The sequence below is a fragment of the Methylosinus sp. R-45379 genome, assembly GCF_001644125.1.
GTDB lineage: Bacteria > Pseudomonadota > Alphaproteobacteria > Rhizobiales > Beijerinckiaceae > Methylosinus.
In genome coordinates, this window is record NZ_LUUM01000274.1 from 1 (window position 1) to 20,759 (window position 20,759).

The 20,759-nt window shown below is 65.7% G+C and carries 18 protein-coding genes; 3 read left to right on the forward strand and 15 right to left on the reverse strand.

The features are described 5' to 3' along the window. On the reverse strand, positions 1-953 hold a 953-nt coding region (locus tag A1351_RS17245), incomplete at its 3' end, for an ATP-dependent metallopeptidase FtsH/Yme1/Tma family protein (protein ID WP_157096362.1). 286 nt (positions 954-1,239) lie between these two features. Here A1351_RS17245 and A1351_RS17250 point away from each other — a divergent pair. After that, positions 1,240-2,904 carry a sulfite exporter TauE/SafE family protein gene (locus A1351_RS17250; RefSeq protein WP_064033571.1) on the forward strand — a complete coding sequence of 555 codons (1,665 nt, stop codon included), beginning with the start codon at positions 1,240-1,242 and terminating at the stop codon, positions 2,902-2,904. Positions 2,905-2,915: 11 nt separating this feature from the next. Here the strand turns inward: A1351_RS17250 and A1351_RS17255 are convergent, their stop codons facing one another. From A1351_RS17255 to A1351_RS17270, 4 genes are all read right to left on the reverse strand, one after another. Continuing rightward, positions 2,916-3,209, reverse strand: a complete 294-nt coding sequence (locus A1351_RS17255) for a hypothetical protein (RefSeq protein WP_024880866.1) — start codon at positions 3,207-3,209, stop codon at positions 2,916-2,918. Then, positions 3,206-3,712 carry a glutathione peroxidase gene (locus A1351_RS17260; protein WP_024880867.1) on the reverse strand — a complete coding sequence of 169 codons (507 nt, stop codon included), beginning with the start codon at positions 3,710-3,712 and terminating at the stop codon, positions 3,206-3,208. Before A1351_RS17260 ends, A1351_RS17255 begins: the two co-directional genes overlap by 4 nt. 181 nt (positions 3,713-3,893) lie before the next feature. Continuing rightward, the gene (locus A1351_RS17265; protein WP_018266439.1) at positions 3,894-4,376 is read right to left on the reverse strand and encodes a glutathione peroxidase; all 483 of its coding nucleotides are present in this window, start codon (positions 4,374-4,376) and stop codon (positions 3,894-3,896) included. 127 nt (positions 4,377-4,503) lie between these two features. Beyond that, on the reverse strand, positions 4,504-5,988 hold the full coding sequence (locus A1351_RS17270; protein ID WP_024880868.1) for a sigma-54 dependent transcriptional regulator: 1,485 nt from the start codon (positions 5,986-5,988) through the stop codon (positions 4,504-4,506). Between the two features lie 285 nt (positions 5,989-6,273). On the opposite strand from A1351_RS17270, the gene A1351_RS17275 reads away from it, so the two are divergent. Then, complete coding sequence (locus A1351_RS17275; RefSeq protein WP_024880869.1) at positions 6,274-8,124, forward strand: M3 family oligoendopeptidase; 1,851 nt, start codon at positions 6,274-6,276, stop codon at positions 8,122-8,124. Positions 8,125-8,439: 315 nt separating this feature from the next. On the opposite strand, the gene A1351_RS24875 is transcribed toward A1351_RS17275, so the two are convergent. The 10 genes from A1351_RS24875 to A1351_RS17325 all read right to left on the reverse strand — a co-directional run bounded on the left by A1351_RS24875 (position 8,440) and on the right by A1351_RS17325 (position 16,912). Continuing rightward, the gene (locus A1351_RS24875; protein ID WP_036308957.1) at positions 8,440-9,129 is read right to left on the reverse strand and encodes a hypothetical protein; all 690 of its coding nucleotides are present in this window, start codon (positions 9,127-9,129) and stop codon (positions 8,440-8,442) included. 217 nt (positions 9,130-9,346) lie between these two features. Further along, the gene (locus tag A1351_RS17285; RefSeq protein ID WP_024880871.1) at positions 9,347-9,715 is read right to left on the reverse strand and encodes a VOC family protein; all 369 of its coding nucleotides are present in this window, start codon (positions 9,713-9,715) and stop codon (positions 9,347-9,349) included. 50 nt (positions 9,716-9,765) lie between these two features. Continuing rightward, positions 9,766-10,692 (reverse strand): ROK family protein, encoded by a 927-nt coding sequence (locus tag A1351_RS17290; protein WP_024880872.1) that lies wholly within the window; start codon positions 10,690-10,692, stop codon positions 9,766-9,768. An 80-nt stretch (positions 10,693-10,772) separates the two neighbouring features. Continuing rightward, positions 10,773-11,558 (reverse strand): pentapeptide repeat-containing protein, encoded by a 786-nt coding sequence (locus A1351_RS17295; RefSeq protein ID WP_064033573.1) that lies wholly within the window; start codon positions 11,556-11,558, stop codon positions 10,773-10,775. Continuing rightward, positions 11,555-12,355: a hypothetical protein gene (locus A1351_RS17300; RefSeq protein ID WP_064033574.1), complete on the reverse strand. Its 801-nt coding sequence runs from the start codon at positions 12,353-12,355 to the stop codon at positions 11,555-11,557. Before A1351_RS17300 ends, A1351_RS17295 begins: the two co-directional genes overlap by 4 nt. 26 nt (positions 12,356-12,381) lie before the next feature. Then, entirely contained in the window at positions 12,382-14,073 is a 1,692-nt protein-coding gene (locus A1351_RS17305) for an OmpA family protein (RefSeq protein ID WP_024880875.1), read from the reverse strand. Positions 14,074-14,186: 113 nt separating this feature from the next. Further along, positions 14,187-14,561 (reverse strand): hypothetical protein, encoded by a 375-nt coding sequence (locus A1351_RS17310; protein ID WP_024880876.1) that lies wholly within the window; start codon positions 14,559-14,561, stop codon positions 14,187-14,189. A gap of 76 nt (positions 14,562-14,637) precedes the next feature. Beyond that, positions 14,638-15,267 (reverse strand): hypothetical protein, encoded by a 630-nt coding sequence (locus A1351_RS17315; RefSeq protein ID WP_026599252.1) that lies wholly within the window; start codon positions 15,265-15,267, stop codon positions 14,638-14,640. A 157-nt stretch (positions 15,268-15,424) separates the two neighbouring features. Continuing rightward, positions 15,425-16,165 carry a sulfite exporter TauE/SafE family protein gene (locus A1351_RS17320; RefSeq protein WP_157096363.1) on the reverse strand — a complete coding sequence of 247 codons (741 nt, stop codon included), beginning with the start codon at positions 16,163-16,165 and terminating at the stop codon, positions 15,425-15,427. A 75-nt stretch (positions 16,166-16,240) separates the two neighbouring features. Beyond that, positions 16,241-16,912: a TetR/AcrR family transcriptional regulator gene (locus A1351_RS17325; protein WP_024880879.1), complete on the reverse strand. Its 672-nt coding sequence runs from the start codon at positions 16,910-16,912 to the stop codon at positions 16,241-16,243. 374 nt (positions 16,913-17,286) lie between these two features. Here A1351_RS17325 and A1351_RS17330 point away from each other — a divergent pair, with 374 nt between their 5' ends. Next, complete coding sequence (locus A1351_RS17330) at positions 17,287-20,751, forward strand: acyl-[ACP]--phospholipid O-acyltransferase (RefSeq protein ID WP_024880880.1); 3,465 nt, start codon at positions 17,287-17,289, stop codon at positions 20,749-20,751. The last annotated feature ends 8 nt before the right edge of the window (positions 20,752-20,759 follow it).

The window sequence follows — 20,759 nt, forward strand, 5'->3', positions numbered from 1 at the left end:
AAGCGGCCCGGACGCATCAGCGCCGGATCGAGCACGTCGGGGCGGTTGGTCGCGGCGATGAGGATGATGCCCTCATTGGCCTCGAAGCCGTCCATCTCGACGAGCAGCTGATTGAGCGTCTGCTCGCGCTCGTCATTGCCGCCGCCGAGACCGGCGCCGCGGTGACGACCCACAGCGTCGATCTCATCGACGAAGATGATGCAGGGCGCGTTCTTCTTCGCCTGCTCGAACATGTCGCGCACGCGGGAAGCGCCGACGCCGACGAACATTTCGACGAAGTCCGAGCCCGAGATGGTGAAGAAGGGCACATTCGCCTCGCCGGCGATGGCGCGGGCGAGCAGCGTCTTACCCGTGCCGGGTGGTCCGACGAGCAGCACGCCGCGCGGAATGCGTCCGCCGAGGCGCTGGAATTTCTGCGGATCGCGCAGAAACTCGACGATCTCCTGAAGGTCTTCCTTGGCCTCGTCGACGCCGGCGACATCCTCGAAGGTGACGCGGCCTTGCGTTTCCGTCAGCAGCTTCGCCTTGGACTTGCCGAAGCCGAGCGCGCGGCCGCCGGCGCCGCCCTGCATCTGGCGGGCGAGAAAAATCCACACGCCGAGGAAGGCGATGAGCGGCAGCGCATTCAAGAACAAGGTCATCCACCAGCTGCCGCCGTCGCTCGCTGGACGCGCGCTGATGGCGACATTCTTCGCGGTCAGCCGCTGCACCAGCGACGGATCATTGGGCGCGTAAGTGGTGAAGGAGCGATTATCCGCGAAATGCCCGCTGATCTCGCTGCCGGCGATGGTCACGTCATGGACGCGGCCGAGATCGATCTGCGCCAGCAATTCGCTGAAGTTGATGTCGCGTCCGGCCGTGCGCTGGTTGCGCTGATCGAACAGCATGGCCAAAGCGACAGCGAGCAGCGCGACTATCGCGAATATCATGAAGGGCTTGTAATTCACTTTCATCGACGACCTCCGACGGACCGTCAGCCGGCCGCGGGAGACACATTTCCCGCGTCGACGGCGCGTGTCGCTTTTATGACCTTACGACAGCATTCCCAAGTCGCCAAATTAAATGCAGTCATGAGCCATGGCGAGAAATCATGAGCCGGGCCGCTGATCCGAGCGTCATCTTCGCCGTAGCCGCGCTCCGCCGCGCGGCCGAGACAAAAGGTCGCAGCGCCGCGGCGTCGCGGACGCCTTTTCCCGAGCCTGCGCTCGAACAGATATGATCTGTAAAGGAGAGCGGCGAATGGACGACCGGCTCACGAGCGTCGGCTCTGCGACGCTCGGCTTCCGCGCGCGCGGGATGCATTGCCACGGCTGCGAGCGCGCCATAGAGCGCGCCGTCGTCGAGCTCCCCGGCATTATGAGCGTGAAAGCCGATTATCCGACCGAGCGCGTGAGCGTGGCCTATGACCCCGCCGCCGTCACGCCTGAGGCGATCCGCGCCACGGTCGAGCGCCAGGGCTATCGCGCCGTCTCGACGGAGGAGCCCGGCGGCGGCCGCCTCGCCAAGATTCTCGGCGTCCTCCTCGGCCTCGCGGGCGTCGCTCTGCTGATCTTCATCGACACGCATTGGATCGGCGAGGCCGGCGCGCCCGATATCGGCCGCCATATGAGCCTCGAGCTTATTTTCCTGCTCGGCCTGCTCACCGGCTTTCATTGCATCGGAATGTGCGGCGGCTTCGTGCTGAGCTATACGGCCGATGACGCGCGGCGCGGGCGTCCGTCCTATCGCTCGCATCTGCTCTATGGCGCGGGCAAGACGATCTCCTACACGGCGATCGGCGCCTTGTTCGGCCTCGTCGGCGCCTTTATCGCCTTCACGCCCATGCTGCGCGGCGTCGCCGGCGTCATGGCCGGCGCGTTTCTGATCGTCTTCGGCCTCAACATGCTCGGCCTGTTCGAGCCGCTGCGGCGCTTTCGCTTCGCCCTGCCCGCGCCCCTTCAGCGCTATGTCGATCGGCGCGCGTCGGGCTCGCATCGGCCCTTCGTCATCGGCCTCTTCAACGGGCTGATGATCGCCTGCGGGCCTCTGCAGGCGATGTATGTGATGGCGGCGGGAACCGGCAGCGCGCTCGAGGGCGCGAAAATGCTGCTCGCCTTCGGGCTCGGCACGCTGCCCGTCATGCTGAGCTTCGGCGCGCTGTCGACGCTGGTCTCCGCCTCGCTGACGCATCGCCTGCTGATGGCCTCCGGCGCGATCGTCGTGGCGCTCGGCGCGGTGATGATCAATCGTGGCATGATCCTCACCGGCTGGGGCTATGATTTGCAATCCATGATCGGAACATTGCGCGGCGCGGAGGAACGTCCGATCCTTTCACCCTCCCCTGCGCCCACAACCGCGCCCGCTGTGGGGCCGCAAGCTTCGGCGCCGCAGCCGCGCGCCGCCTATCAGACGATCGAGATGGATGTCGTCGCCGCGGGCTTCTCGCCCAATCGCTTCATGCTCACCAAGGGCGTCCCCGTGCATTGGGTGATCGACGGCAAGGAGATCACCAATTGCAATAAGCGCATCGTCGTTCCGAGCCTCGCCCTCGAATTCGACGTGAAGCCCGGCGCGCAGACGATCGAGTTCACGCCGCGCGAGGCCGGCGTCATTCACTGGAGCTGCTGGATGGGCATGCTGCGCGGCGAGTTCGACGTGCAGGACGCGCCCGCCCCGGCCATCGCCGCGACGACAACGCCGCTACAAAAGCCTGCGGATGAGAGGCCGAGCGCGCGCTCAATGGCGCATGACGTCTATCGGGCGCATGACGACGTCTATCGCATCGCCGCCGGCGACACTCTGCGCGGCGTCGCCGTGAAGCTCTATGGCGACGGCGCGCGCTGGAAGGAGATTCTCGCCGCCAATCCGGGGCTCGATCCGCGGCGGCTGAAGCCGGGCGAGACGATCCACGCTCCAGGACGGTGAGACGCGACCGCTCACACCAGATATTTCGGCAGCTCGCGCTCGAATTCCGGAAAATACAGCGAAATCACGCTCACATCGAATTGCCCGAGGATCTGCTCCTTGGGCTCGCGCTCGAGCAGAAAGCGAAAGGCGGCGTCGAGACATTGCTCGGCGCTGGAGACGCCGCCGCCCAATCGCTCGGCGAGCACATGCGACATGGTCACGCGATGGCGCGACTTGCTCGCCGCATCGCGCACCACGACATCGAAGGTGAGGGTCTTGGGAGCGCCATTTTCGCGGCGCGCAATATCGATCGCGATGGTCATGCAGCCTCCGCCAGAAGCGTCTCTATATCCGCCGCGATCGCCTGCGGCCTGTCGGTCGGCGCATAGCGCTTCACGACGCAGCCCTGTCGATCGACGAGAAATTTGGTGAAATTCCATTTGATCGCCTGCGTGCCGAAAATTCCGGGCGCCTGCGCCTTCAAGAAACGATAGAGCGGATGCGCCTTCTCGCCATTCACGTCGATCTTGGCGAAGAGCGGAAAGGTGACGTCATAGCTCGCCGAGCAAAAGGCGCCGATGGCGGCTTCGTCACCGAGCTCCTGATGGCCGAATTGGTTGCAGGGAAAGCCGAGCACGGCGAAGCCGCGGTCGCGATAGGCGCGCCACAGCGCCTCGAGCCCCTGATATTGCGGGGTGAAGCCGCATTTGCTCGCGACGTTGACGATCAGCAGCGCCTGGCCGGCCCAATCGGCGAGGCTCGCGCTTTCGCCGTTCAGGCGACGCGCTTCGAAATCATGGACGCGATTCTCGCGGACAGGGCTCATGGCCGAGGCGACCTCTCGACATATCGCCTCGATCGCGGCGCGCGAGGGGCTCCCCGAACCGGCCGCTGAACGGCGGATCGGCGGAGCCCACTCGACCAATATGGCGCAGACTCGCGATTTCGTCACTCCGCCCGTCGGCTTCACCCATTGGGGGGAGCCGATGGCGGGCGCTTTCCGCCTCTCACGCCTCGGCGAGCAGAGCGTGAATGTCGGGCTCCATCTGGCGCGGCGTGTTGGTCGCCTGGAAGCGCTTCACCACATTGCCCTTGCGGTCGATGAGGAATTTGGTGAAGTTCCACTTCACGTCTTCGGCCGGACCCGGGTCCTTCTCCTTCAGCAGCTTGTAGAGCGGGTGCTGATTTTCGCCATTCACCTCGATCTTGCTGAACAGCGGGAAGGTCACGATGAAGCGGGTCGAGCAGAAGGTCTTGATCTCCTCGTCCGTTCCCGGCTCCTGATTGCTGAACTGGTTGCAAGGGAAGCCCAGAATGACGAACCCCTTGTCGCGGTTCTCGTTCCAGATCGCCTCGAGGCCATTGTATTGCAGCGTGAAGCCGCATCTGCTCGCCACATTGACGATCAGGATCACCTTGCCGGCGTAGTCGCCGATCTTGACGGTTTCGCCGTCGATCGTGCGCGCTTCGATATCATAGAGCTCGGACATGACTGAGAAGGTCTCCGTTCTGCGCGCCGGCGCCCGAGAGCGCGCGGCGCATTCTGGGCGCAGAATGGCCGCGAGCGGTTCCTTGGGCAAGCCGGGAAACGCCTAAATTCGCGGCGCCTTCGCCTCTTCAGGCGGCGTCCACATTCTCGTCCATCTCCTCGCCGAGCCCGTACTCCTTCATTTTGCGGTAGAGCGTCGAGCGGCCTATGCCCAGACGACGCGCAATCTCGGACATCTGGCCGCGATAATGGACGAGGGCGAATTTGATGACCTCGGCCTCCAGCTCCTCGAGACGGCGCATGTCGCCATGCGGTCCGAGCAGCGCCATCACATTTGGATCGCGAATCTCGACGCGGACGATCTCCCGCTCCGGCGTGGGGCCGGCCGAGACGGGCGCGGGCGCCGGCGGCACGCGGGCGGAAAAGCCGTCCACATGGGCGGCGATCTGCGGGAACTCGTTGACCGTCAGCTCGTCGCCATCGGCCAGCACCACGGCGCGGAACACGGCGTTCTCGAGCTGGCGGACATTGCCCGGCCAGTCATAGCTGGCGAGCAGCGTCGTCGCCTCATGCGATATGCCGCGCAGGCGCTTGTTCTCCTCCGCCGCGAAGCGGATGGCGAAGCGGCGCGCCAGATCGCCGATATCGTCGCGGCGCGCGCGCAGCGGCGGAATGGTGATGGGGAAGACATTGAGGCGGTAGAACAGATCCTCGCGGAACTGGCCGCGCTTCACCTGCTCGATCAAATTTTGATTGGTCGCCGAGATGAGGCGAATGTCGACGCGCACCGGACGCTTGGCGCCGACGGGGTCGATCTCCCCCTCCTGCAAGGCGCGCAGCAGCTTCACCTGCGTCTCGAGCGGCAATTCGCCGATCTCGTCGAGGAAGAGCGTGCCGCCATTGGCCTCGAGGAATTTGCCCGAATGCTTCTCGGTCGCGCCGGTGAAGGCGCCCTTCTCATGGCCGAAGAGGATGGATTCCACCAGATTGGCCGGCAGCGCCCCGCAATTGACCGTGACGAAGGCCTTGCCGCGGCGATCCGAGCCGCCCTGAATGGCGCGCGCGACGATCTCCTTGCCGACGCCCGACTCGCCCTCGATGAGCACCGGAATATTGGAATGGGCGGCGCGCTCGCCGAGGCGAATGACGCGCGCCATCTCCTCGCTGCGCGAGACGAGATCGCGGAAGGTCAGCGCGCCGTCCCTGCGGCGATTGACGCGGCGCAGCTCGCCGGCGAGGGCGTCTGCGGACAGCGCATTCTTGATGGAGACCTGCAAGCGCTCGGCGCCGACCGGCTTCACGACGAAATCATGCGCGCCGGCGCGCATCGCCGAGATCACCGTCTCTATGGAGCCATTGGCGGTCTGCACGATGACGGGCACGTCGATCTTGAGGTCGCGCATGCGAGTGAGCACGCCCATGCCGTCGAGATCGGGCATGACGAGATCGAGAATCAGCAGATCGACCGGCGTCGCGCCATTCTGCGTCAGCCGCGCCAGCGCCTGCTCGCCGCCCTCGACAGTCTCCACCTCATAGCCGAAGCGCCGCGCCGAAGCCTCGAGCAAGCGGCGCTGGACCGGATCGTCGTCGGCGATCAGAATCGTAGAAGTCATTGATCCTCTTGAAATCTCTTAGGCCTGCGCGGCGTGGGCTCGGGCGGATCGCGACGATCCGCAGCGTGCAATAGAGGACGTGGACGACGCCACCTTCCGGCCATGCTCGGAGATCAGGGTAAAGGCGCCGTTAACGTGAGCCTCGCCGTCGGGACGAATCCGAAGGCCGGGGACGGGAAAAGCTCCTGTGCGGCCTGCGACCAGGCGGCCTGCGACTTGCATTTTTTCCGTTCCGTGCCCGATATTCGGCGAAGCGCCCTTCATCCTCAACTCCCGGTTCGAACCATGCCGCATCTTCACGCCTGCGTCCAAGCCCCTCTTCGCGACGCCGCCTCCGAGGCTCAGGCCGGCGGCTCCGGCCCCGCGCTCCCCGAATGGAATCTCGCCGATCTCTATGCCGCGCCCGATTCGCCGGCGCTGGCCGCCGACATTGCGGCGGCGGAGAAGGAAGCCTTAGCCTTCGCAGCCGAGCTTCGCGGCCGCCTGAGCGAACTGGCGAGCGGCGCGGCGGCGAGCGAGACGCTCGGCGAGGCCGTGCGGCGTTATGAGGCGCTACAGGACCTGTTGGGCCGAATCATGTCCTATGCGGGACTGATCTACGCCGGCGACACCACCGATCCGGCCCGCGCCAAATTCTATGGCGACATTCAGGACAAGATCACCGAAATCTCCACGCAGCTGCTGTTCTTCCAGCTCGAGCTCAATCGCATCGACGACGCTGTTCTCGACGCCGCCGCGGCGACGGCGCCGCTCGCGCATTGGAAGCCCTGGCTCGAAGATATTCGCATGGAGAAGCCCTATGAGCTCTCCGACGAGCTGGAGCGTCTCTTCCACGAAAAATCCGTCACCGGCCGCGCCGCCTGGAACCGTCTCTTCGACGAGACCATCGCCTCGCTGCGCTTTTCGATCGGCGGCAAGGAGCTGACGATCGAGCCTGCGCTCAATCTAATGCAGGATTCGCGCGAGGAGGTGCGGCGCGAAGCCGCGCTCGCCGTCGGCGCGACGCTGAAAGCCAATCTGCGCACATTCGCGCTCGTCACCAACACGCTCGCCAAGGACAAGGAGATCGGCGATCGTTGGCGCGGCTTCAAAGACGTCGCCGACTCGCGCCATCTCTCCAACCGCGTCGAGCCGGAGGTGGTGGAGGCGCTGGTCGCGAGCGTCACAGCCGCGCATCCGCGGCTCTCGCATCGCTATTACAAGCTCAAGGCCAAATGGTTCGGCAAGGAGGCGCTGGACTATTGGGACCGCAACGCGCCGCTGCCCTCCGTGCCTTCGCATAATTACAGCTGGGACGAGGCGCGCGACATCGTTCTCACCGCCTATTCGAGCTTCGCGCCGCAAATGGCGGAGATCGCCTCGCGCTTCTTCGATAAGAGCTGGATCGACGCGCCGGTGCGGCCCGGCAAGGCGCCGGGCGCTTTCGCGCATCCGACCGTGCCTTCCGCGCATCCTTATGTGCTGGTCAATTTCCAGGGCAAGACGCGCGATGTGATGACGCTCGCCCATGAGCTCGGCCATGGCGTGCATCAGGTGCTGGCCTCGCGCCAAGGCGCTCTGATGGCGCCGACGCCGCTGACGCTCGCCGAGACGGCCTCCGTCTTCGGCGAGATGCTGACCTTCCGCTCGCTATTGGCGCAAACGACCGACGTCGAGAAGAAACGCGCTTTGCTCGCCGCCAAAGTGGAGGACATGCTCAACACTGTGGTGCGGCAGATCGCCTTCTATTCCTTCGAGCGCAAGGTCCACACCGAGCGCAAGAATGGCGAGCTCACCGCCGATAAGCTCTGCGAGCTGTGGATGAGCGTGCAGAGCGACAGCCTCGGCCCGGCCATTCGGCTCGGCGAAGGATATGAATCCTTCTGGGCCTATATTCCGCACTTCGTGCATTCGCCCTTCTATGTCTACGCCTACGCCTTCGGCGATTGTCTCGTGAACTCGCTCTATGGCGTCTATCAAAAGGCGGAGACGGGTTTCGCCGAGCGCTATTTCGGCCTGCTCGAGGCCGGCGGCGCCAAGCCCTATAACGAGTTGCTCGCGCCCTTCGGCCTGGATGCGCGCGATCCCGCCTTTTGGGGCATAGGCCTCGAGATGATCGAAGGGCTCATCGCGGAGCTGGAGGCGATGGAGGGGTAATTGGTGGACCCATCGCGAGGAGTGGAGCGACGAAGCAGACTGCAAACGAGGCAATGTCCAGGCGATCGCTTTACAGCAGGGCGATCGGGTGAAGGTTTCCTCATCCTGAGGAGCCCGCGCAGCGGGCGTCTCGAAGGACGAGAAAACCTTCATGCGCCGCCTTCTGGAGCTTGCCCTCGTGCTTCGAGACGGCTCCTGCGGAGCCTCCTCAGCATGAGGGCGAGGGTGCTTGCTCTTCACCCGATTGCCTTGCTTCGGACAGGCGTTCTTCTTGACGCCTTGTTTCGTTGCAGGAATCGAGTCGCAAGTTAAACGCTATTCCAAAGCGGACTGGTCCTCATCATTTGACCATATACCGTCTAATTCCCCGATGAACGTTGGCATGATATCCGAGATGCGGTTGTATGCGTACTCGAACACCCCGAGAGAACCCAGCACACTGTTTATTAGCATTTTTTTCGTTTGTTCCGCGCCCCTCATTCCCCGACCAAACGTCGTGACCATTTTCGTGTAATCGGTATCCGAATACAGTCCAAAGACCCCTCGCCAGTTCGGATGCGCAAATTCGCAGAGGCTATCATAGCTAGCTCGGATGCCCGGTATTTGCTTGTCCACTCGATCTATACACGTCAAGACATTGAACGCCTCTGGGAAATCCTCCCACAGTCGTGAACCCATCAACAGGCGCATCAAGATTGCGTCAAATTCCGATGCCGAGTGCTTCTCCCGATCGTCCAGCGCTTCCATGAGCCTCCAAGCAAGCGCACTACTTTCGGTTATTGCGCGGCAAAGGATGGCCGCCACCGCAAAGTCATTGCGTTCGATAGCATCACAAGCATTTCTCGACAGTTCCTCAGTCCGCCAGATCAGGGCTTCTCGTGCACAAAGCAGCTTCATTGGAGCCTTTGATCTTACACCCAACGCGGCCACGTCAACCGAAGTGGGCAGACTGTCTCGCAACCTATCAGCGAACTCTCTCACTTCGGACAAGTCGTCTCGTTGCATTGGTCCAAATCTCCTCCGAGTAATCAATCAAGTGGCAAGTATGTCGGATGATTCACGATCACCAACGCTGCAGGGAGTGAGGTTCACAGCAAAGATCGCGACGAAGGCCGCCAATTTGAAGGTCGATATTCTCCACTGGCCAATCATGACGCAGTTCGCTCTCGGCAGCTTCCTGTTAGCCGCGATGAAAATTCACGCGCTGAAGCGCGAGCCGCATTCACTCCACATTCTGCGCGATGCGCCACAGCACGCCCGATGGATCGTGCAGCGTGAAATCTCGCATACGCCAAGGTTGGAGCCGCACCTCTGAAACCGCGACGCCATAGCGCGCGGCGATTCCCACCTCCTCGACTTTCGCCCGCCACGCGTCGACATCCTCGACGAGCAGATGCAGCATCAAATTCTCGGCGAATTCCTTCACGTAGAAATTCTGCAGCAGGAAGCTCACAGTCTCGTGATGGAAATAGGCGACGCCGTCGCCGTCGGAGGCGAGCGTGAAGCCCAAATCCTGATAGAAGCGCTTGGAGAGCTCATAATCCTTCGCAGGAACGAATGCCTTCAATTCGATCGTTCGCAAATTGGACATGAACAGCCCCCGAGAAACGGAACGCCGCTCATCCTATCAGGAAAAGCGCATCAGCTCCCGCGATCCGGCCCGCCCCACAGCCAAGCCGCGCCGCGCACGCCGCCCGAGTCGCCATGGACATTGCGCAATATGCGCGTGTCGATGGCGTCCGAGAACGCCTGCTTCTCGACCAGATCGCGCAGACCCTCATAGATGAAATCGATATTGGATACGCCGCCGCCGAGCACGATGACATCCGGATCGAGCAGATTGACGATGCCCGCCAGCGCGCGCGACAGGCGGTCGCGATAGACTTCTAGCGCATGGCGCGCCGCCGCCTCGCCCGCTGCGGCGCGCGCGGCGATCTCCTCGCCATTCGCCTGCGCGCCGCTGCGCTGGCCATAATCGAAGGCGAGCGCCGGGCCGGAGAGAAAGGTCTCCACACAGCCGTAATGGCCGCAATAGCAGAGGCGCCCGGGAAATTCGTCCGGCGTCATCCAGGGCAGCGGCGTATGGCCCCATTCGCCCGCCACCTTGTTGACGCCCTGCAGAACCTCGCCATCGACGACGATGCCGCCGCCGACGCCGGTCCCCAATATCACGCCGAAAACACTGCGCGCCCCCGCCCCGGCGCCGTCGACTGCCTCCGACAGGGCGAAGCAATTGGCGTCATTCTCGAGCCGCACCGGGCGCTCGAGCAGCGCCTCGAGATCCTTGTCGAGCGGCCTGCCGTTGAGCCCTGTGGTGTTGGAGTTCTTCACGAGGCCGGTGCGCGGCGAGATCACGCCCGGCGTGCCGACGCCGACGCTGCCGCGCCCGCCGATCTCGCGCTCGAGGTCGAGCACGAGGCCGCCGATGGTCGCCAGAACGGCGGCGTAATCATGAGCGGGCGTCGGGGCGCGCCGACGCGCCAGCGTCTCGCCCGTGGGACCCATGGCGATCGCCTCGGTCTTGGTGCCGCCGAGATCGACGCCGATGCGGAAGGGTTCTCTTGTCATCGCCCTTCGTTCATCTATGGCGGCGGCGCGATCGGGCAGCCCCCGCCCCTATAGTCTTTCGCCTCGGCGCGTTTCCAAAGCTATTGCAGATAGGCGCGATCGAGATCGACCGCGCCCTTCAGCGTCGCGGCTACGCCTCTGTCGATCCTCACGGAATCGAGCGACAGGCCCTCGGCCTTGGTTCCCTCGAAGCGGGCGCCGGTGAAATCCGCGCCGGCGGCGTCGACATCCTTCAGCGAGGCCTTGTCGAAGATCGCGCCCGGCGCCCGCGCATAGCGCATGTCGGCGCGGGAGAGATCGGCGCCGTCGAAATGCGCGCCGTCGAGCTGGGCGGAGCGCAGAACGGCGCGCATCAGCCCCATGGATTGGTTCTTCATATCGGCGGACATATCCGCGCCGCGGAAGGAGGCGCCGCGCAGATCGGCGCCCGAGAGATCGGCGGCCACGCGGCTCTTGGAAAAATCCGCCCCCTCGGCGCGGGCGCGCTGCAGCTGCGTCGCGAAGACATGCGCGCCGCGCAGGCTGGCGCCGGAGAGATCGGCCTCGAGCAGCCAGGCCTGATCGAGAATGGCGCCGTCGAGCTTGGCCCCGGCGAGCCGCGCCTTCACCAGCCGCGCGGCGCGCAGATTGACGCCGGAGAGATCGAGGCCGGAGAGATCGAGCCCGTTGAGGCTGCGCATGGAGAGATCGAGCGTCTCGCCCGGCTTCGTCGCCGCTAGCCGCGCCTCTATGTCGGCGCGCGTGAACTCAGACTGCGAATAGGCGGGTTGGGCGAGATCGACATTGCGCAGCATGTCCTGCGCCGGCGCCTCCGCAGCGACGACGCAGAGCAGCAGCGACGCTCCGAGAAGATGCCCGCCTCTCATTGCGCCTGCGCCCGCTCTGCGGCCGGGGCGCTCCTGGCGGCGGCGAGCTCCTTGGCCTGCGCCACCCAGCGGCCGCGCTCGGGACGGCCGGGAACCGCGAGCGTCGCGCCGATCCAGGCGACATTCTCGGAGGACCAGCCGGCGATCTGATCGAAATGATAGACGCCGAGCCCGTGCAGCTTCTCGACGCTCTTCGGCCCGAGGCCCTTGATCTTGGCGAGATCGTCGGCGCGGCCGCCGCGCGGTTCCGGCAGCCCCTCCGGCCGCTGGCCCGGCGCCTTGCGCTCGTTCTCAGCGGGACGCGGCGATCCGGCGCGACGCCGCGGCTCGGCGACCGGAGCCGGAGCCTCGGTGAGCGCGGTTTCGGGCGCGGGCGGCTCGGCTGCGGCGATCGGGTCCACGGCGACGGGAGCAGGACCCGGCGCATTCTCGACCAGCGTCGCCGCGGCGCCGCGAAGCGCCACATGGGAGACATCCGCATGCGGCTTTCGCTTCGCCGGCGCGGCGGGAGCGGCGGCCCCGAACAGCAGCCTGACGCCGCCGCCGAAGGGCAGGCCGATCAGATAGGCCGTGGCGAGCAGCAGCCCCAATTCGAAGAGGAGGCCGTTGCGGCCGGGAATGGTCTGCAGATTGGCGAGCAAAAAGCCGCCGGCGAGCGCGAAGGCCGAGGCCACCACGACGCCATGGCCGGCGAATATCGCGCCGGCCTCTTTTTTCGTCGTCCAAAAGCCGATGACGAGCCCCAGCGCGAGCGCGGCGGCGAGCCATTGCGTGGAGGCGGCGAGCAGATAGAACATGGGTGTTCTCCCTCGAAAGCCCCGGATCACCGGATCGAGAATTCGATGCGACGGCCGCTCTCGTCGACCGCCGCAGCGCCCGAGGCGGAGAGTCGCGCCGCTTCGACGCCCGCCTCGATGAGATAAGCGCGAACCGCCTCGGCGCGATGGAGGCCGATGGCCTCATTCTCCGCATTCGAGCCGGCGCCCGCGAAAAGTCCGACGATATCGACGGCCGCGCCCGGGCTGCGCAGCAGCACGAAAGCGAGAGCGTCGACGACTGGGAAGGATGTTTCCGCAATCGTGTTGTCCGCGCCGAAGGAGAGCCCTTTGGCCGCGGTCTCCGACAGAGCGGCGTAGAGCTGTGTCGGCGGAATCTCGTCCTTCGTCGCGAGGCCGAGCCGCGCGGCGTGCTCATAGCCCTCCGGCAGCTCGCGGAAGAGGCGCGCGCGAATGTCATATTGCGCCTTGGCGTTATAGGCCGCGCCTTCCACCGCCAGCTTGCGGTCGGAGAGCGCCGCGACGCCGGAGTCGAGCCGCGCCAGCGCCCGCAGAGCCGCGCTCGCCGCCTCGGCGAAGCCCTTGGGCGCGCCATCGGCTATTGCGAGATCGACCTCCACCGCATCGCCGAAATCACGCTTGGCCTGCTCGGCGATGCGCGCGCGCGTCGCCGCGTCCGGCGCGAAGCCGGCGAGCGAGAGCCCGCTCTCCTGCTTGCGCGCGGTGAGCACGAAAGGCGAGACCGCGCCCGCCGCCACGCTCACCTTGCCGAGGCCAAAGCTCTTCGGCAGCGCCGAGCGCAGGCTCGCCTCGACGGCAGAGGCGCCGACATTGGTCTTGCCCGAGCCTTCGATGGAGACGACGCCATCGGCGATGGAGGCCTTGCCGCTCGACAGCTTCGCGAGCTCGTGCAGAGCCGCGCTCGCCGCTGCGGCGAAATCGCCGGGCGCGCCGCCGGCGACGCGCGTCTGATCGCTCGCCTTGCCGAGACTGGCCGCCTCGGCGATGAGAGTCTCGCGCGTCGTCTCGCTCGGCGCATAGCCGAACAGCGAGACGATCTCGCCGGCCTTGGCGGCGCTCCAGACGAAAGGCGAGACGCGCGGCGGCGCGATCTCCGCCTTTACCACAACGCCCTCGGGCGGGGCTTTCAGCGCCGCCTCGGCGCGATCATAGCCCTCGAAGCTGGCGGCGGCGCCGGTGACGGAAAGCGAAGCGTCGCTGACCGACACTCTGCCGTCGCCGATGGCGTCCAGCAGAGCGACGCCATAGGATGTGAGCGCAGCGTAATTCTTGGGCGCGCCCAGCGCCGAGATGGACGTGTCGGAAAGCTCGAGGCCCTTGCCCGCCGCCGCGTCGCGAACGGCCGCGCGCTCGCCGGGGACGGGCGCATTGCCGGAGAGAGCGAGCGTCTTGCCCTTGCGCTCCAACGCGAAGACGAAAGGCTTGGCGAGAGGCGGGGGCGTGGTGGCGTCTAAGATGGAGCGCACGCCCTCCTGCAATTCGACGGTCCGGACGGCTTCGGCGACGGCGGCCGGCGAGAGGACGACGCCGGACAGGCGAATGTCGCGCCCGTCCACGGCGACGCTTGCGCCTTCGATCGCGCCGGGGGATTTGTCGAGCGCCGCGCGGACGCGATCGCCCAAATCTTTTTCGATCTTCTCGACGTCCGACGTCGCGACGATCGTGAACAAAGCGGCCAGCACGGGCAGGCCGATCCACCATTTCGTCGGCTGGATCATGGCTTCCGTCGCTCCCTGGGGCGAGAATCATTACGTAACCGGCACAGTTCTACCAGTCGAGAGGCCGCAGACCAACTCGAGGGAAGCGCGTTGCCGCGTCGCAGGAAGCCGATTCAGCCCTTTTTCTTGGACGGCTGCTCGCCCGGCTGGGGCGGCGGCGCGGGGTAGAGATCGATCGCCCGATCGATCGTCCAGAAGCAATCCAGCGCGCCGGAGGGGCGCACGCACCACAGCGGGCCGTCGCGCTGATCGACGTCAACCTTCTGATCGCGCATGAGCTGCACGCATTGGCCGGCCTGGAGCTTGCCGCGGAAATAGGCGGGGTCGTCCTTGGCCGCCTTGTCCGCGGCCGGACGAAAGGCGCGTTTTATGTCCGCCTGATCGCGGCAGGCGAGAACTGCGCCGCGCGCGGCCGCCGCCTGCGCCGCCGAGGCGAGGCCGAGCGTGGCGAGAATGGTGACGGCGACGACGGCGCAACGGGCGTACATGCCGCGAATCTAACGCATTGGCGCGGGCATTTCCAGCCGTGTCCGCGCTTGGAAATTCGGTGATTTTCGGCGCCGATCACGATTTTGCGGGGCCGGTCCGCCGCTCGATCTCGGTTTTCACCCTTTTCCACAGATCGATCGCGCGCGGCTTGGCCCATTCATAGCCCTCGATGGCGCGCGGACGCCCCCAATCATAGAGCGCGACGCTCCATTCGCCGAGCAGCCGGCCCGTCGCCTTGGCGAAATCGACGCCCTTGTCGAACCAGGGCAGGAATTGGCTGTCCGCCGGAATCTTGGCCCGCGCCCAGGCGACGGCGTCCGCGACGATCTGCGAGATCGCGCGCCAGAGCTGGTTCCAGGGCTCGTCCACCGGCGTGCTCGTCACCTTGTCGCGGTAACGCGCGAACTCTCCCGCGAGCGTCGACTTGGCGCGGCGCTCGTCGTCGAGCTGGCGCTGCAAAGCGGCGGCGCGCTTTTCCGCCTCCTGCGCCTGGCGCAGGCCGCCCTCGGCCTTTTGCGCGTTGCGCTTGGCCTCGAGCTGAGCGTCGTCGATCTCGCGGGTCGATTCGTCGACCTGCAGCGCCATCGACTCATATTTGGAGAGCACGTCGTCGCGCTGCTCGATGACGCTGCGCAGTAGCGAGACGAGCGCGTCGCGCCCGAGCTTGTCGTAATCCTCGCCGGCGGTCGGGGTCGCGGCCGCCACAGCGGCGCTTCTATTGCGATTGTCGGACAGTTCGGCCTCCATCGACTTTTTCGCGCCGCGGCCTATGCGCCGGCGCTTCGCCGATGTGGTTAGATAAGGAGGCGGCTGCCGCCGACCAGCCGTGCCTTCCCGTCACGACGGCGCGAGGAGAAACGCCTCACGGCGCGCGCTGGAACAGGCCGAAGGTCAAGAGCGCGCCAATGACGACCACGATGATGCGCAGCCATTTGTCTGGAATGTGATGCAACATGCGCGCGCCGGCCACGCCGCCGATCGTGGCGCCGAGCGAGGTGACGAGCGCCTGGAGAAGGTGCAGATCCGGCGAGAACAGAAATATCGCCACGGCCGAGGCGTTCATCACCGCGGCGAGCACATTTTTGGTCGCGGCGGCGATGCGCACATTCTGCCCCGCCATGGTCAGCGCCGCGACCATCAGAAAGCCGATGCCGCCGCCGAAATAGCCGCCATAGACGGAGATGAGGAATTGCGCCACGCCGGCGCCGCGCGTCGAAAGATGCGCATTGGCCTCGCCGGGCTTGCGCAGAAAGCTGCCATAAGCGAACACCACGGTCGCGAACAGAACCAGCCAGGGCACAAGCTTGGCGAAGAAGGCGGGCGGCGTCAGCAGCAAGATCACCGCGCCGACCGCCCCGCCGACGATGCTGATGATGAACAGCGTGCGCAGGCCGAGGCCCGCCGCGCCGCGCGAGAGATCGCGGCCCGTCCAGCCGGTGGCGACCTGCGCGGGAAACAGCGCGACGCAGGATGTGACATTGGCGGCGCGGGCGTCCATGCCGGTGAGCATGAGCATCGGCAAAGTGAGAAAGGAGCCGCCGCCGGCCAGCGCATTTTGCGCGCCCGCCCACATTGCGACGAAAAAGAGCAGAAACAGCAGCATGGATCGGGGCGCCTTTTAAACTTCCCAAACCCGATATTTCAGGTCGGGCTCTGGAAGGCAAGCCATAGCTCGAAATCAGTCTTTTCGGGACGCTTCGCCGCAGGGCCGCGCGGTCGATCCAGCCGCGAAGGCGCGCACCAGCCGCTCGAGCTCGCCCTCCAGCGCCGCCTCGGACATTGGCGCGAGCTTCTCCTCGAGGCCCAGCGAGACGACGCCATGCACGGCGGAAAACAGGGTGCGCGCGAGCAGGACGCGCGAGGCCGCGGGCTCCTCCGGCAGCAGTCGCGCCAACGGCGCCTCGACCAAAGCGAAAAGCCGACCTTGATCCTCGAGATACCAGGCCGGCGCGGCGCGGCCGCCGGCGAGCCTATGCTCGAACAGCGCCCGCCACAGCGCCTTATTGGCGCGGGCGAAGGAGAGATAGAAGCGCGACAGCCGCAGCAGCTCTTCCGCCGGCTCGGGCGCCGGGCCGGGCGGCGCCGCGAGGCCCTGCTCCAGACGCGCGAGCGTATCCGCGCCGATGCGCAGGATCAGATCGTCGAGATCGTCGAACACATTGTAGATCGCGCCGACGGCGCAGCCCGCGGCGGCGGCGAGATCGCGCGCCTTCAAATTCTGCAGCCCGCCCTCGGCTATGGCCGCGCGGCCCGCCGCCACCAGCCGCGCGCGCAGATCGGCGCGGCGCGCTGAGGTCTTGGCGCCGGGGCGTTCCGCGGATTCGGATTCAGTTTTTTGAACGTCGTTCATTTTTCTCTTGAGCGCTGTTCAGATCGTGCTATGGTCACGCCTGAACGATGTTCATAACAGGAGGCCACGAATGTTCAAGCCGCCTTTTCGATGACAGTGCGCGCGCTCGCGCCCCCTCCCCGACCCTCCCCCGCTTCGCGGGAGAGGGGGCAGACTCGGCGCTTCATCGAAAATTTCGCGTCACGTGCCGCTTTCCCTCTCCCGCCAAGCGGGGGAGGGTGAGGGAGGGGGCCGCCAGCTCCCGAGAATCTCATCGCCGCGGGCCGCGCCCGCGGCGTAGTATGTGCGGGCGCGCAACGCCTGCCGACCAACCCATCCTTAAACAGAATCGGCGAAACCTGCATGTTCTCGCCGCGCGCCGACGGAATTCACCCATGTCCGATCATCTGCTCCTCACCAAACGTTTCGCACCTTTGTTCTGGTGCCAGTTTTTCGCCGCCTTCAACGACAACTTCCTCAAGAACGCGCTCGTTCTGCTCATATTGTTCAAGATCGGCGGGCATGAGGGCGAGTCGCTCGTCACGCTGGCCGGCGCCATTTTCATCGCGCCCTATTTCGTTCTCTCGGCGCTCGGCGGACAGATCGCCGACAAATACGACAAGGCGCTGGTCGCGCGTCGCTTGAAATTCGTCGAGATGGGCGCGGCGCTGATCGCCGTCGCCGGCTTCGCGCTCTCCTCCGTTCCCGTGCTCTTCGCCGCGCTGTTTTCCTTCGGCGTGCTCGGCGCGCTGTTCGGCCCGGTGAAATACGGCATTCTTCCCGATCATCTGCGCCAGGAGGAATTGCCGGCCGGCAATGCGCTGGTGGAAGGCGCGACCTTCCTCGCCATACTCACCGGCACCATCGCCGGCGGCCTCGCCATGCATGGCGGCGGCGAACCGCTCATCACCACCATCGGCGTCACCGCCGCGGCCGTGGCCGCCTGGGGCGCCGCGCGGCTCATTCCCTCCACCGAGCGCGCCGCGCCCGATCTGCGCATCGACCCCAATATTCTGCGCTCCACCGCCGTGCTGCTGCGCGAATTGTGGAAGGACAAGCGGCTGTGGCGCGTCGGCGTGGTGACGGGAATTTTCTGGCTCGTCGGCGTCATCGCAATGTCGCTGCTGGCGCCGCTGGTGACGCATGTGATGCATGGCTCGGAGCTGGTCGTCACTCTGTTCCTCGCGGTCTTCGCCATCTCCATCGCGGTGGGCTCCGGCCTCGCCTCCTTCCTGCTCGCGGGCCGCATCGTGCTGCTGCCGGCGGCGATCGGCGCGGCGATCATCGCCGGCGCCTCGCTCGATCTCGGCTGGACTCTCGCGACGCTCACGCCGCAGGAGGCGACGACGCCGCTCGAGATCGCCGAATTCTTCGAGCTCTCCGGCGCCTGGCGCGTGACCATCGATCTCGCTTCTCTCGCCATCGCCGGCGGGCTGATGATCGTGCCGAGCTTCGCCGCGCTGCAGGCCTTTGCGCCGGCGCAAGAGCGCTCGCGCATCATCGCCGCGGTCAATGTGCTCAACGCCGCCTTCATGGCCGGCGGCGCCTTCGCCGTCGCGCTGCTGCAGAGCAAGGGCGTCTCCGTGCCGGATCTCTTCCTCGGCATGGGCGTCCTCATGGCGCTCGCTGCGATATGGATCTACAAAGCGGTCGTCGTCTCCCCTTTTCGTGACGCCCTGTCGATCATCTTCCGCGCCTTCTATCGGCTCGAGGTGAAAGGCTTCGGCAATTTCGCCAGGGCGGGCAAGAATCCGATCATCGCGCTCAATCATGTGAGCTTCCTCGACGCCGCCGCCATTCTCTGCGTGCTGCCGGTCGATCCCGTCTTCGCCATCGACTCGACGATCGCGACGAAATGGTGGGTGCGGCCCTTCCTGCGCTATGTGCGCGCCATTCCGCTCGATCCGACGCGCCCGCTCGGCACGCGCACGCTGGTCAATGCGGTGAAGAACGGCGATCCGCTGATCATCTTCCCCGAGGGGCGCCTCACCGTCACCGGCAGCCTGATGAAGGTCTATGACGGCGCCGGACTCATCGCGGAAAAATCCGGCGCCTGGGTCGTGCCAGTGCGCATCGAAGGACCGGAAGCGACGATGTTCTCGCGTTTGACCCGCGAGCAGGCGCGCCGCCGCTTCTTCCCCAAATTCACTCTCACCGTGCTGGAGCCGACGCGGCTCGAGGTCGATCCCGCATTGCGCGGCAAGGCGCGGCGCATCGCCTCCGGCGCGGCGCTCTATGAGATCATGTCCGATCTCGTCTTCCGCACCAGCCCCATCGACCGCACGCTGCATCAGGCGCTCGTCGACGCAGCGCGCGAGCATGGCGCCGGCCGCGTCGCGATCCAGGACCCGATCACCGGCGCGCTCACCTATAAGCGCATCATGATCGGCGCCCATGCGCTCGGCCGCAAGCTGCAGCGCATTTCGCAAACGGGCGAGGCGCTCGGCGTCATGCTGCCCAATTCCAACGCCGCCGGCGTGACCATCTTCGCCGTCGTCGGCGCCGGGCGCGTCGCGGCCATGGTGAATTTCACCGCCGGCGCGGCGAACATCGCCTCGGGTCTCAAATCCGCGCAGGCGACGACGCTGCTGACCTCGCGCGCCTTTGTGGAGAAGGGCAAGCTCGACGCGCTGATCGCCGCGCTCGATAAGGAGTTCCGCATCGTCTATCTCGAGGATGTGCGCGGCGAGATCACGCGCGCCGACAAGCTCTCCGCTCTGCTGCGCCACAAGCGTCCGCTGGAGAAGCGGAGCCCCGACGATCCGGCGGCCATTCTCTTCACCTCCGGCTCGGAAGGCGCGCCCAAGGGCGTCGTGCTCTCGCACAAAAACCTGCTCGCCAACGCCGCCCAGGCTGCGGCGCGCATAGACTTCGGCCGCACCGACAAATTGTTCAGCGTGCTGCCGGTGTTCCATTGCTTCGGCCTCAATGTCGGCTTCATCCTGCCGATCGTCTCCGGCGTGCCGGTCTATTTCTACCCCTCGCCGCTGCACTATAAGATCGTGCCGGAGCTGGTCTACAACGCCAACGCCACAGTGCTGCTCGGCACCGACACATTCCTCAACGGCTATGCGCGCGTCGCGCATTCTTACGACTTCCGCTCGCTGCGCTATGTCATCGCCGGCGCCGAGCCGGTGAAGCAGGGAACGCGCGACGTCTATCTCGAGAAATTCGGCATTCGCATTCTCGAGGGCTATGGCGTCACCGAGACGGCGCCGGCGTTGGCGCTCAACACGCCCATGTTCAACCGCTTCGGCAGCGTCGGCCGGCTGCTGCCGGGCATGGAGCTGCGCCTCGAGACTGTTCCCGGCGTCGCCGAGGGCGGACGTCTCTTCGTGCGCGGCCCCAATGTGATGCTCGGCTATCTTTTGGCGGATAATCCCGGCGTGCTCGTGCCGCCGGCGCAAGGCTGGCACGACACGGGCGACATCGTCACCGTCGATGCGCAGGGCTATATAAAAATTCAGGGCCGCGCCAAGCGCTTCGCCAAGATCGGCGGCGAGATGATCTCGCTCGCCGCTGTGGAGACGCTCGCCGCGGAGCTGTGGCCCAATTCGCTGTCGGCAGCGGCGCGCGAGCTCGATCCGCGCAAGGGCGAGCGCATCGTGCTGGTGACGCAGCAAAAGGACGCCACACGTCCCGAGTTCCTCGCCTTCGCCAAATCGAAAGGCGCGTCAGAGCTGATGGTTCCGGCGGAATTCATGATCGTCGACAAATTGCCGCTGCTCGGCTCCGGCAAGCTCGACTTCGCGGGCGTCGCCACAATGGTGCGCGACCGCAACCGTTATGTTCTGCCCAGCCCACGCATTCCGAACGGCCTCGGCCGCATCGTCGGCGATGCGACGACGCAGAACGCCTGAGACGAAAG